The following is an 11,938-nucleotide window of genomic DNA, read 5'->3' on the forward strand; positions in this document are numbered from 1 at the left end:
AGCCTCGGCAGTCCGGTGATCTCGGCAGTGCAGACCGTGCAGCAGGTGGCCCAGGCCGCCAGTGACACCGGCGATGGCCGCATGCAAGCATTGGCCGCCGCCAGCGCCGGACTGACCGGGTATCAGGGCTATCAGGCCGTGGCGGCCGGACAGGCGTTGGAAGGCAGCAATCTGGCGGATCAGGCCGGCGGCGTATCGCTTGCCGTCAACCTGGGTTCCTCGAAGAGTCAGAGCACGAGCACCCAGACCAGCGATACTGGCGGCAGAGCTCTTGCCGCCAAAAGTTTGGCAGGCCATTTCAATTTTCTGAAGGCTGCACAATGAAAATATGGATATTGTTCGGTATCCCGATTTTGCTCTCTGGATGCCTTTCAAAAGCGTTTGCCGGCAACCCACCATTTGTCGACAAATTCATGGAGCTGACCCAGCACGATCCCCAATTCATCGAATACCAGTTCGAGAGCATCAACCAGGGCAGCAACATGACCCGCATTCGCAAACAACTCGACACCGTCGGTCAGTCCTTCGACGCGCTCGATACCGAGCACAAGGAAGCCATCTTCTCGTCGAGCGTCCAGCACGGCGGCGGCGGTGCCAACAAGGCCGTGCAATACGCCTTCTCGCCCAAGCTCTACGATGAAATCGAAACCCGGTACGGGCTACGGCTTATGGAATATCAAGAAGCCATAGCCGAAGGGAAAAAACTGCAATCTCAGGCAACAACTTTGGAATCCCAGGCAAAAACCCTGGAATCCCAGAAAAGTAATCTGCTCCAGCAGCAAGTCAATCTGCTCCAGCAGCAAGTCAATCTGCTCCAGCAAGGACAACAAGCAGGCACTGGGCAAATACAGGATTTGCAACGCCAGATCAATGCGCTCGACCAGAAGATCGAAGCCCAGAATGCCAAGGTCACAGCCAATGACAAACTGATCCAGGAAACCAAGGCATGGCTGGTCAAGAACGCCAAGGACAGCATCGAGGACGGCGAAAGGTTCATCCACGACATCTACGAATGGCGGATCAAGAACAATCCTGGCGAAGCCAAGACCCGTTACATTCCCGAGCGAGACATGCTGCTCCAGCAGCTACGTGATAAGCAGCAGCAAAACAACAAAAAATGAAATGAAAAGGGGCCAAGGTCAAAAAATCTGCGGCCATCTGCCCTCGTTCGCCGTCCCGCCAGCCCCGACGTTCGGTGAGCTTGCTTTTTTCCGGAAACTCGGCACGCCGCCACGTCCAACAAAGGCAATCGCTGGCGCGAAGACAGCACCACCGAAGCCGGCGCCCTCACCGCCCCGGCGGTTCGATGCGCTGGCCAATGCAGATATCATTTCCAACAGCCCGATCTACGATCTGAACGATCCGGCAGATCGGGCACGCATCGCCAAGGAAGCGCAAATGGGCTACATCACCCTGGCCACCATGCCCACATCCCCATCCGGAGGTTTCATCAGCGAAATGTCCCCTTATCGTTTGACAAAGGAATGGAAACAATGAAGCAAATGTTGAGTGTCTTGACACTATCAACCTTAGTGTCGGCATGCGGAGGCCTGGCCACCACAGACGGCAGCGGCACCAACGCCGGGCCACAGGCCGTGCAACCATCCGCATCTCAAGATAAACCGGCGGAAGCCCGGCTTGCGTCCGAAGTCAGGATTCCGATGGAAATATCCTTGCACACACCCAACGGCCAGCGCTATCCGGATTCGGTGTTGCGCGTCGTGGACAAAAGCGACCGGGCGCTGGACGTCGGTTTGCTGGTGGTTGGGGCGTTACTGGGCAGTTTCCGACTACCTGTGGCAAAGGAGGATTACCGCGGCACCAAGGTCGAAACGATGCGCCATCCGGCCATGCAACACCTTTTCGGCGGGATCACCGCGACGATGGCCGGGCAGCAGGAGGGGAAATCCGGTCGGCAGTACAAGAACCCCCTCTATGCCAGGCCGGATACATTCGCGCTCGTCTATGCCGATTCCGAGGACGAGAAACCGCCTTACGAGCTTTTCATCCAGACGACGGTATGGAGAAAACCCGATAGCGGCGGCTGGCTGACCAGCCCCGTAATGGTGGTCTGCCGCGATACGTTTTCAGCCTCCGCATTCACTTTGTCCCAATGGGAGATGGAAGACTATGCGGCGGTCAAGGCGAAGGGAGAGGAGCACATCCGGAACTGCGTCGGGAAGGTCGAGCTGGCGCTCAACGAGCTGTTCAAGGAATAGTGCGTGCGCGTGTTCTCGTGCAAAGCGGCCAGTGCGCCACACCGTCGGGCCAAGTCCGCAGTTATTGCATTGAAAAGAAAGAAAAGCCGCCGGAGGGGCTTGCCATTCGGAATGTGAAATGCGAAATACCGACTTCGGGATGCTGAAAACACCCGGCTCAGTCGCGCTTCAGGCGTTTTTCCGTCCGGCTCACTAGTTTGATGGCGATACCAACGGAACGGTCGATGAGTTCGTCCTCATTGGCCGGATACAGATCGATCTTTTGTATCAATGCGCCAAATATCGTCGCTGCCATGCCCGCGACAACCGATTCATCATGCTGCAAGGACCTGCACTCTTCGCTTGCCATCTTGTAACTCCATGGTTGTGGGTCCATCATCGTGCGGCCGCTCTTTCACCGCCCCACGCTTTATACAACACAAAACGCCGATTCGCACGCACCTGCCGCCAGAGCACCGCCGACCGTCAGGCATGCAGGACAAACGCCGTCGTAGCCGTCGCGACTTGCCATGACCCGCGGTTTTATTTAAAATGCCCGGCTTTTCCACCTTGCTCCACCCGACCCGCATGCGGGGGAGCTTTTCCATAAGGAGATTGCATGCGACATTATGAAATCATCTTCATCGTTCACCCGGACCAGAGCGAACAGGTTCCGGCGATGATCGACCGCTACAAAACCCTCGTCTCGACCGGCAACGGCAACATTCACCGCCTCGAAGACTGGGGCCGCCGCCAGTTGGCCTACCCGATCCAGAAAGTGCACAAGGCGCACTACGTGCTGATGAACATCGAGTGCGACGCCGAGACGCTGGCCGAGCTGGAAAATGCCTTCAAGTTCAACGATGCCGTGCTGCGTCATCTGACCGTCAAGATGAAGCATGCCGCCACCGAGCCGTCGCCGATGATGAAGGAAGAGAAATCCAGGTCATTGACCGCCCCCGCTGCGGCACAAACAGAAGCGCCGGCTGGTGCCTCCGCTGACGCCGCCTGAGCCTGAGCCTGAATTCGCGTCCAGGCCGGACAACCGCACGATACTGACTGGCCGTCTGCTTGAATTGAGCGCTTTGCGTTACACCCCGGCAGGGGTTCCGGTACTCGGTTTCCGGATTGCGCACAGCTCGCAGCAGAGCGAAGCCGATGTCGAACGAGCGGTGGGTTGCGAAATTTCGGCCGTGGCACTGGGACCGAACGCGCAATTGATGGCCGGGGCGAAACCGGGTGAGGCCGTAAGGCTGACCGGCTTCCTCGCCGCGAAGAGTCTGAAGAGCAGGAGCCTGATCCTGCATGTGAATGAGATAGAGTTTTTGGAAGGAAACCAAAATGGCATTTAAACCAAAATCCAAGCCCGGCGCCAAGCGCAAGGATGACAAGGGCCGCAGCATGTTCAAGCGGCGCAAATTCTGCCGCTTCACCGCCGAGAAGATTGCCGAAGTCGATTACAAGGACGTCGCCATCCTCAAGGACTTCATCACCGAAAACGCGAAAATCATGCCGGCCCGCATTACCGGCACCAAAGCCGGTTACCAGCGCCAGCTGTCGACGGCGATCAAGCGCGCACGCTTTCTGGCGCTGCTCCCCTATACCGATCTGCACGAGTAAACCGGAGATACGACCATGCAAGTCATTCTGATGGAAAAAGTTGTCAATCTCGGTACCCTCGGCGACGTGGTCAAGGTCAAGGACGGTTACGCACGCAATTACCTGATTCCGCAAGGCAAGGCCAAGCGCGTGACGCCGGAAAACCTGGCCACTTTCGAGGCTCGCCGTGCCGAGCTGGAAAAAGCCCAGGCCGAAAAGCTGGCGGACGCCCAGGACAAGGCCACCAAGCTGGAAGGCCTGCTGCTGCAAATCACCCGCAAGGCCGGTGTCGATGGCCGCCTCTTCGGCTCGGTGACCAGTGCCGACATCGCCGAAACGCTGAAGATCCAAGGCTTCGAAGTCGAAAAGGCGGCAATCCGCATGCCGGACGGCCTGATCAAGCAGGTCGGCGACAGCAAGCTGGAAGTTGCCCTGCACACCGACGTGATTGCCAGCATTACCGTGTCCGTACTCGGCGAACACTGATATCACTGATACCGGGCCGAACCGCAAGACCCGCAGCAAAATCGCATAAACCGCATCATCCAGGGGGCCGCGCAAGCGGCCCCCTGGCGTTCACGGCGGCATTCAGCGTCTGCTATCCCGCAGAAAAACAAGGGGAATCCGGAAACCCACGGAAAGCACACAGCAAGCACACAACCCGCCAACAGCTTCCCCCCAGCATTTCCCCAGGCTTATCCACACCGCCCACAGCGCCACACGGGTACACTGACGGCCTGCCTCACAGGAGACATTCCATGGTCCAGACGACGGAACGTAGCTTTCAGAGCAAGCGCAGCGCCACGCATGCCGACGATCCCCAGCTCAACAGCCTCAAGCTGCCGCCCCATTCCGTCGAGGCCGAACAATCGTTGATCGGCGGCCTGCTGCTCGACAATTCCGCCTGGGACCGCATCGCCGACATCGTCAGCGATGCCGATTTCTATCGCGACGACCACCGCCGCATCTTCCGCCGCATTCGGGGGCTGGTCGAACTGGGCAGGCCGGCCGATGTGGTGACGGTGTTCGAAGCCATCGAGAAACACAACGAAGTCGAGCAGGCCGGCGGCCTCGCCTATCTGGGCGAGATCGCCAACAACACGCCGTCGGCGGCCAACATCCGCCGTTATGCCGAAATCGTCCATGAACGCGCCGTGCTGCGCCGCCTGGTCAGCGTCGGCGACGAAATCGCCGCCAGCGCGCTGAATCCGGCCGGCAAGGATGTCAAGCAACTGCTCGACCAGGCCGAGCAACGCGTCTTCGAAATCGCCGAATCCGGCGCCAAAAGCACCCAGGGCTTCGTCGCCATCCAGCCGCTGCTGGGCCAGGTGGTCGAGCGCATCGAGGAACTCTACAACCAGGAAAATCCTTCCGAAGTCACCGGCGTGCCGACCGGCTTCACCGACCTCGACAGCATGACCTCCGGCCTGCAGCCGGGTGACATGATCGTCGTCGCCGGCCGGCCGTCGATGGGCAAGACCGCCTTCGCGCTGAATATCGCCGAACACGTCGGCGTCGACCTGGGTCTGCCGGTGGCGATCTTCAGCCTGGAAATGTCAGGCCCGCAACTGGCGATGCGCTTTCTTTCCTCGGTGGGCCGTCTCGATGCGCATCGCATGCGCACGGGCCGCCTGAACGACGACGAATGGGACAAGATGACCGTGGCCCTGGGCAAGCTGCACAGCGCGCCCATTCACATCGACGAGACCGGCGCCATCACCGCCACCGACCTGCGCGCCCGCGCGCGCCGTCTGGCGCGCCAGTTCGGCGGCAAGCTGGGGCTGATCGTCATCGACTATCTGCAGTTGATGACATCGAGCAAGGACAACGAGAATCGCGCCACCGAGATTTCCGAAATCTCGCGCTCCATCAAGTCGCTGGCCAAGGAACTCAAGGTGCCGGTAATCGCGCTGTCGCAGCTCTCGCGCAAGGTCGAGGAACGCAATGACAAACGTCCCCTGATGAGCGACCTGCGCGAATCCGGCGCCATCGAGCAGGATGCCGACATCATCATCATGATGTACCGCGAGGAGTACTACAAACCAGACACCCAGGACAAGGGACTGGCCGAGGTGATCGTCGGCAAGCACCGCAACGGCCCGACGGGTACCGTCAAGCTGACCTTCCTCGGCGAATACACCAAGTTCGTCAACAGCGCCAGGCCGGGCAGCTACTGAGCCGCTGCCGGTTTGGATTCCGGTTCGAATTCGGGCTCGAACCTGGACCAGGACTATTTCAACTTCAACCCGGCCATGGTGCGCCGGGCAAAGCAGAGATCCTCCCAGGCCTTGGCCTTGTCGTTCAGGGTGCGCAGCAGATAGGCCGGGTGATAGGTAATGACCACGGGGATGCCCGCACGGTCGAACAGGCGACCGCGCGCGGCGGAAATCTTGATTTCGCTCTGCAGCAAGGTTTGCGCTGCCGGTCGTCCCAAAGCCACGATCAACCGGGGTTGCAGCAAGGCGATCTGGCGCTCCAGATAAGGCCGGCAGGCCGCCATTTCCTCGGCGGTTGGCGTGCGATTGCCCGCTGGCCGACATTTGACGGCATTGGCGATATAGACATCCCGCCCACGCTGCAGGCCGATGGCCGCCAGCATCGCATCGAGCAGCTTGCCGGCCTGGCCAACGAAAGGCTCGCCGCGCCTGTCCTCCTCCGCGCCGGGGCCTTCGCCGACGAACAGCCAATCCGCCGTTTCATCGCCGACCCCCAATACCGCCTGCTGACGATCCTTGCACAGATCGCAGGCGCGGCATGCCGCCACGCTGGCACGCAACTGCGCCCAGTCCATGACGGCGATGGCGCTTGCCCGCTCGTCGCCACTCGCGGTAGCGGTCGTCGGCTCGGCCGCCACCTGCACCTGCGGCACGGCTTGCGCCGGCGCGGGCGCATCGACCTGCGGCGCATCGGCAGATTCTCCGGACGCCTGCGCCGACGGCTGGCGCAACTTCCACAGCGGCGCCAACCCCATCTCGCGCAGCATTGCGGCGCGGCGCGAGGCGGGTGATGAAGTTTTGCTCATAGCGCCCTCATCATCACCAGCGCGTCTTCGCGGCCGGCGTTGCACGGATAGTAATCACGCCGCAGGCCGACCTGATCGAAGCCGCTGCGCGCATACAAGGCAAGCGCGGCATGATTCGATGCCCGCACTTCGAGAAACATCCGCAGCGCACCGGCGCGGCGCACCTCCGTCACGAGAAAATCCATGAACCGTCCTCCCAGCCCCCGCCTCTGATACGCCTCATCGACCACGATATCCAGCAATTCCGCTTCCTCAAGCACGACCGAGCACAGCGCATGACCGGCCAGAACATCGTCCCGATACAACAGCCAGGCGGAGTGACCCGCATCCAGGCTGTCGATGAAATTGCCGCGCGTCCAGGAAAAGGCATGCACGCGCCGCTCCATGGCAAGCACCGCATCCAGATCGCCCAGGCACATCGGCTTGAAGTCGATGCGCGGCGCTTGCGGCGCGGCCGCCACCAGGCTCATTTCATTCCGCCGCGCGCCAGACGCTCGGCCGTCGTCAACGCCACCTTGTCGCGCACGTAGAGCGGCGCGGCCAATGCCGCATCGACGCCCTCGCCCTGGGCAAAGCGCGCTGCCGCCAGATGCGCGACTGCCGCCGCCGTCGGCCAGCAGCCCGGGATGACGCGCTCCAACCGACCCACCTGATCCGCCAGCGCCGGGTAAGCCGCGAAACCATCCCCGCATCCCAGCCAGCCCTCATTCATCAGCAGCGGCCGCACCCGCTCACCCAACGTCTGCGGCGCGGCGACGAATGGCGCCAGCACGATTTCCGGCAGACCGTCGCGGATTTCATAGGCGGCGCAATACACTTCATCCATGCGCGCATCGAGGCAGGCAAAAATCCGGGCACAGTCCTGTTCCTGTTCCCAGGCCACCCGCGCCAGCGCTTCCAGCGAAGGAATCCCCACCACCGGCAAATCCAGGCCGCAGGCCAGACCCTGAACCACGCCGCAAGCCAGGCGCAGGCCGGTAAAGCCGCCAGGGCCGGCGCCAAAGGCCAGACCGTCCAGCGCAGTGAAATCCATGTCCGCTTCGGCAAGCAGCGCTTGCACCCAGGGCAGCAGCCGCTCCGAACCGCCATTGACGACCTCGGCGGCACGCTCATGGCAAACGCCGTCACGCCAGAGCGCGACGGACAAGCGTTGGGTGGCGGTTTCCAGGGCGAGCAGATTCACGATGCGATTTTATCCATGCGGCCAACGGCTAGCGCGAAAACTCGACCCATACCTGCGAAAACTCGGCCTGCGGCAGCGCCTCACTCGCCGAAGCGACGCAATTCCAGCGTTCGTGCGTACCCGTGTAGGCCTGGATGTCGGCAATTCCCGCTTGCTTTGCCACCGCCTGGGCATCGGCGGTGAGCTTGCGCATGCGCATTTCGGTGTCCTTGCTGAACAGATCCTCGTCGCTGAGATTGGGCAAACTGCTTCTGGCCGCGACATAGTACGGCCGCGAGAACACGGTATGCCGACCGCCGTCGGCCGTGCGCAATCTGGCGGCAGCACGCACCACCACCGCCTCGTCGTTGTCATTGAGCAGTTTCAGCGTCGCGCACAACTGCCCCCGCTTGGTCAATGTGTTGCGCGTATAGAAGGCCACCTTGAGGGCATCGCCGCGGTACTGCCATTTGCGGCGATCCGACCATTTGATGAACCTGTCGAACTTTGCCAGCGAGCCGCGGATATATTTCACGGCCTCGGCATACGCCGGCTCGCTGCAACTGTCCGCCGCAAAACAACTGAGCATGCCGGGCATATAGCCGCAAAAGTTCTCGCTGCCGGTTTCCATCTTGAAGACCATGTCCATGCCATTGACCAGGCGGGAATTGCACATGGCAAACACATAGCGTTCGAGGAAATTGACCTTCTCCCTGGAAGGCATCGCGTTGAACCTTGGCCGCAAAGGACGCGCCGACTGAATGAAACGCTGGGCGGCGCCGGTAAAAATCGGCAACTCGGGTTCGCGCAACGGGTTGTACAGCAACATCACGGGAGGCGCTTTTGGCGGCGCGCTCACCGGCTCAGGCTCCGCGACATCGACCAGCGGCGGTACGCTGACAGCCGCACCCGGCAATGCAAGCGCCTCCTTCGACATCCATCCGGACAGTGCCAGCAGAATGCCGCAGACAACCGGCCAAGGCGCGCGTCCGATCTTCATTACGTCTTGTCCGATATCAGGTGCATCACACATCACGGTGTAGTTGCTGCAGTTGCGTTACAGTTGCGTAGTTGAGCGGCATCTCAGGCACTGGCCACGGCTCGCCCCGCGCCTGGAATGCGGAAGCGGAAGTGAATGCGCAAGCTGGAATCAATGATGCTGGTGCTTCTTGCGCACCGGCAAACCATACAACTCACGGCCGGCCTCATTGATATCCTGCCTGAGCTGGCGGCGCTCCTCGCGCGTCATGCGCTTTCCGCGCCGCCACGGTACCGGCGGCCCCATCTCCGTTTCATTCATTACCTGCGTCGGTTCGGCGGGAAGCGGGCCGGCGGCCGACCATCTCGCATCGCCATCGGGTGAACGGGCTTCGTGCCGCTCTTCACGGGAAACCTGGTGCTGAGCGATGGCCGGCATCGCCAATGCCAGACTCATGACCAGCCACATTCCCGAGGAAAACAGCGATGACGGAACAAACTTCATAACGCAACGAAAGACGCCATGGAGAGAACGAGAAAAACGCGGCAAACGCGACAAGCGGTAAATTCAGCGCTTCTGCAGCACGGCATGAATCATCGAGTCCGGATGTAAGTCAGTTATTAATCTGCCACCGCGAATTGTAACAAGGTGCAACATTCTTCCGCGGCGGAAATATTGTCTAACCACATCGCCGCACCGATGGCTGGCGCAACCTCACGGGAATCGCTAGCATGGCGCTCATGAACGATACCACCAAAATTCTCGTCGTCGATGACGACCTGCGCCTGCGCGATCTGCTCAACCGCTACCTCAGCGACCAGGGTTTCACGGTCAAGGCCGTTGCCAATGCGGCAGACATGGACAAAGCGCTCAATCGGGAACTCTATGACCTGCTGGTGCTCGACCTGATGCTGCCCGGCGAAGATGGCCTGTCCATCTGCCGCCGCCTGCGCAGCAGCAAAAATGATACGGCCATCATCATGCTGACGGCCAAGGGCGACGACATCGACCGCATCGTCGGTCTCGAAATGGGCGCCGACGACTACCTGCCCAAACCCTTCAACCCCCGCGAGCTGGTGGCCCGCATCCATGCCGTCCTGCGCCGGCGCAAGGCGGCGGCACCGCCCGGCGCGCCGACCATCGAGGAGGAAATCGTCAGCTTCGGCAACGTCAGCCTGAATCTGGCGACCCGCGAGCTGGCGCGGCACAATGGCAACGGCAACGGCGAGCAAGCGCCCGCCAGCCAGCTCACCACCGGCGAGTTTGCCGTCCTGAAAGTGCTGGTGCAGCACCCGCGCCAGCCGCTGTCGCGCGACAAACTGATGGAACTGGCGCGCGGCCGCGAATACGACGTCTTCGACCGCTCGATCGACGTGCAGATTTCGCGGCTGCGCAAGCTCGTCGAGGACGATCCGGCCAAGCCGCGCTACATCCAGACCGTCTGGGGATTCGGCTACGTCTTCGTTCCGGACGGGGTGAAGAAGGACTGATGAAGCTCTGGCCGCACAGCCTGCTCTGGCGCACCTTCCTGCTGGTGGCGCTGTTGATGCTGTTGTCCGTTCTGGCCTGGTTCGCCATTTTTCGCCTGTATCAGGAAGAACCGCGCGCGCGCCAGATTGCCCAACTGATGATCAGCGTCGTCAACCTGACGCGCAGCGCCATCATCAACGCCGCCCCGGAACATCGCCGCGAACTGCTGCGCGACCTCTCCGACCGCGAAGGCATCCACATTTATCCCTACGAAAGCGACGAGAGCATTGCGCCGCTGGACAACGAATTCATACTCCGGCGCGTCAAAGCCCATCTGCTCGACGAACTCGGGCCACAAACGCAATTCACCCTCGAACGCAATGGAGAACATGCGGTCTTCATCAGTTTTGCCATTGATGAAGAGGGCGACAATGAATACTGGGTCGCCCTGCCGCGCGAACGCATCGAACACATCCTGCACCGGCAGTGGCTGGGCTGGGGCCTGGCGGCCATCCTGCTGTCGCTGGGTGGCGCCTACTTGATCGTCTTTCGCGTCACCCGCCCGCTGCGCGCCCTGGCCCAGGCCGCCCGGCAGATCGGTCGCGGCCGGCAGCCGGCGCCGCTGGCGGAAACGGGGCCCGGCGAAATCATCGATGTCACCCGCGCCTTCAACCAAATGTCGGCCGACCTCTCCCGCCTCGACAGCGACCGCGCCCTGATCCTGGCCGGCATCTCGCACGATCTGCGCACGCCGCTGACGCGCCTGCGCATGGGCATCGAAATGATCTCCGCCGACGACCCGGCAGCGCAGGACACGCGCGACGGCATGATCGCCGATGTCGAGGAGATGGATCAGACCATCAACCAGTTTCTCGACTTCGCCCGCGAGACCGGCAATGAACCGCTCCAGGAAACCGACCTCACCGCCTTGCTCAATGATCTGGCCAATCAATACAAGCGGCGTGGAACGGCGCTGGAAACGGCGTTCGAACTGCTGCCGCCCTGCCTGGTGCGCACCCAGGCCATCCGGCGCGCCGTCACCAACCTGATCGACAACGCCCTGCGCCATGCCGGTTCGGACGGTTTGTCCCTGGCGCTGCGCCTCGACGACCCGCAGCATGTCGTCATTGAAGTCAACGACCGCGGCCCCGGCATTTCGCCCGCGGAAGTCGAGCGCCTCAAGCTGCCATTCACGCGCCTCGAATCGGCGCGCAGCAACACCGCCGGCGCCGGCCTCGGCCTCGCCATCGTCGACCGCATCGCACGCAGCCACAACGGCTCATTCCAGCTCCTGCCTCGCCCCGGCGGCGGCCTGACCGCCCGCATCGTGATGCCGAAGGCCAAGCCGTACGCTGAAGAGACGGCAACGCTGCAGGCGTGATGGGAAAATGAAAAAGGCCAACCGGATGGTTGGCCTTTTTCTTCGATCAGGTGGTGGAGGTAAGCGGGATCGAACCGCTGACCTCTTGCATGCCATGCAAGCGCTCTCCCAGCTGAGCTATACCCCC

Annotated in this window: 17 protein-coding genes and 1 tRNA gene; 11 read left to right on the plus strand and 7 right to left on the minus strand. The window is 61.6% G+C overall.

What is annotated here, in order from left to right:
• Positions 1-45 precede the first annotated feature (45 nt).
• The 4 genes from SDENCHOL_RS10660 to SDENCHOL_RS10675 are packed head-to-tail and all read left to right on the plus strand — an operon-like array spanning position 46 to position 2,219.
• Complete coding sequence (locus SDENCHOL_RS10660; RefSeq protein WP_154717215.1) at positions 46-324, plus strand: hypothetical protein; 279 nt, start codon at positions 46-48, stop codon at positions 322-324.
• The gene (locus SDENCHOL_RS10665) at positions 321-1,121 is read left to right on the plus strand and encodes a hypothetical protein (RefSeq protein ID WP_154717216.1); all 801 of its coding nucleotides are present in this window, start codon (positions 321-323) and stop codon (positions 1,119-1,121) included. Before SDENCHOL_RS10660 ends, SDENCHOL_RS10665 begins: the two co-directional genes overlap by 4 nt.
• A 1-nt stretch (position 1,122) precedes the next feature.
• Positions 1,123-1,497, plus strand: coding sequence for a hypothetical protein (locus SDENCHOL_RS10670; RefSeq protein ID WP_067169359.1), 375 nt, complete (start codon positions 1,123-1,125; stop codon positions 1,495-1,497).
• Entirely contained in the window at positions 1,494-2,219 is a 726-nt protein-coding gene (locus tag SDENCHOL_RS10675; protein ID WP_067169362.1) for a hypothetical protein, read from the plus strand. The genes SDENCHOL_RS10670 and SDENCHOL_RS10675 overlap by 4 nt, the downstream gene beginning before the upstream one ends.
• Before the next feature lie 157 nt (positions 2,220-2,376).
• Here SDENCHOL_RS10675 and SDENCHOL_RS10680 read toward each other — a convergent pair whose 3' ends face one another.
• Entirely contained in the window at positions 2,377-2,568 is a 192-nt protein-coding gene (locus tag SDENCHOL_RS10680) for a hypothetical protein (RefSeq protein WP_067169364.1), read from the minus strand.
• 249 nt (positions 2,569-2,817) lie between these two features.
• Here SDENCHOL_RS10680 and rpsF point away from each other — a divergent pair, with 249 nt between their 5' ends.
• The 5 genes from rpsF to dnaB all read left to right on the plus strand — a co-directional run bounded on the left by rpsF (position 2,818) and on the right by dnaB (position 5,974).
• Complete coding sequence (rpsF, locus tag SDENCHOL_RS10685; RefSeq protein ID WP_067169367.1) at positions 2,818-3,210, plus strand: 30S ribosomal protein S6; 393 nt, start codon at positions 2,818-2,820, stop codon at positions 3,208-3,210.
• On the plus strand, positions 3,188-3,550 hold the full coding sequence (priB, locus tag SDENCHOL_RS10690; RefSeq protein ID WP_269084064.1) for a primosomal replication protein N: 363 nt from the start codon (positions 3,188-3,190) through the stop codon (positions 3,548-3,550). The genes rpsF and priB overlap by 23 nt, the downstream gene beginning before the upstream one ends.
• On the plus strand, positions 3,540-3,818 hold the full coding sequence (gene rpsR, locus SDENCHOL_RS10695; RefSeq protein ID WP_067169370.1) for a 30S ribosomal protein S18: 279 nt from the start codon (positions 3,540-3,542) through the stop codon (positions 3,816-3,818). Before priB ends, rpsR begins: the two co-directional genes overlap by 11 nt.
• 15 nt (positions 3,819-3,833) lie before the next feature.
• A complete protein-coding gene (rplI, locus tag SDENCHOL_RS10700; RefSeq protein ID WP_067169373.1) occupies positions 3,834-4,283 on the plus strand; it encodes a 50S ribosomal protein L9 in 450 nt (149 codons plus the stop codon).
• Positions 4,284-4,555: 272 nt separating this feature from the next.
• On the plus strand, positions 4,556-5,974 hold the full coding sequence (gene dnaB, locus SDENCHOL_RS10705; protein ID WP_067169376.1) for a replicative DNA helicase: 1,419 nt from the start codon (positions 4,556-4,558) through the stop codon (positions 5,972-5,974).
• Between the two features lie 53 nt (positions 5,975-6,027).
• Here dnaB and SDENCHOL_RS10710 read toward each other — a convergent pair whose 3' ends face one another.
• The 5 genes from SDENCHOL_RS10710 to SDENCHOL_RS10730 form a co-directional block, all read right to left on the minus strand.
• Positions 6,028-6,819, minus strand: a complete 792-nt coding sequence (locus SDENCHOL_RS10710; RefSeq protein ID WP_067169381.1) for a uracil-DNA glycosylase — start codon at positions 6,817-6,819, stop codon at positions 6,028-6,030.
• A complete protein-coding gene (gene rimI / locus SDENCHOL_RS10715; protein ID WP_067169385.1) occupies positions 6,816-7,289 on the minus strand; it encodes a ribosomal protein S18-alanine N-acetyltransferase in 474 nt (157 codons plus the stop codon). The genes SDENCHOL_RS10710 and rimI overlap by 4 nt, the downstream gene beginning before the upstream one ends.
• A complete protein-coding gene (tsaB, locus tag SDENCHOL_RS10720) occupies positions 7,286-8,002 on the minus strand; it encodes a tRNA (adenosine(37)-N6)-threonylcarbamoyltransferase complex dimerization subunit type 1 TsaB (protein ID WP_067169388.1) in 717 nt (238 codons plus the stop codon). The genes rimI and tsaB overlap by 4 nt, the downstream gene beginning before the upstream one ends.
• Positions 8,003-8,030: 28 nt before the next feature.
• Entirely contained in the window at positions 8,031-8,981 is a 951-nt protein-coding gene (locus SDENCHOL_RS10725) for a hypothetical protein (RefSeq protein WP_067169391.1), read from the minus strand.
• A gap of 150 nt (positions 8,982-9,131) precedes the next feature.
• On the minus strand, positions 9,132-9,518 hold the full coding sequence (locus SDENCHOL_RS10730) for a hypothetical protein (RefSeq protein WP_153011265.1): 387 nt from the start codon (positions 9,516-9,518) through the stop codon (positions 9,132-9,134).
• Between the two features lie 182 nt (positions 9,519-9,700).
• Between SDENCHOL_RS10730 and ompR the strand changes: the two genes are divergently transcribed.
• Positions 9,701-10,450 carry a two-component system response regulator OmpR gene (ompR, locus tag SDENCHOL_RS10735; protein WP_067170640.1) on the plus strand — a complete coding sequence of 250 codons (750 nt, stop codon included), beginning with the start codon at positions 9,701-9,703 and terminating at the stop codon, positions 10,448-10,450.
• Positions 10,450-11,811, plus strand: a complete 1,362-nt coding sequence (locus SDENCHOL_RS10740) for a HAMP domain-containing histidine kinase (protein ID WP_067169397.1) — start codon at positions 10,450-10,452, stop codon at positions 11,809-11,811. The genes ompR and SDENCHOL_RS10740 overlap by 1 nt, the downstream gene beginning before the upstream one ends.
• A 51-nt stretch (positions 11,812-11,862) precedes the next feature.
• Here the strand turns inward: SDENCHOL_RS10740 and SDENCHOL_RS10745 are convergent.
• A tRNA-Ala gene (locus tag SDENCHOL_RS10745) sits at positions 11,863-11,938 on the minus strand.

This window comes from Sterolibacterium denitrificans (genome assembly GCF_900174485.1).
GTDB classification, from domain to species: domain Bacteria; phylum Pseudomonadota; class Gammaproteobacteria; order Burkholderiales; family Rhodocyclaceae; genus Sterolibacterium; species Sterolibacterium denitrificans.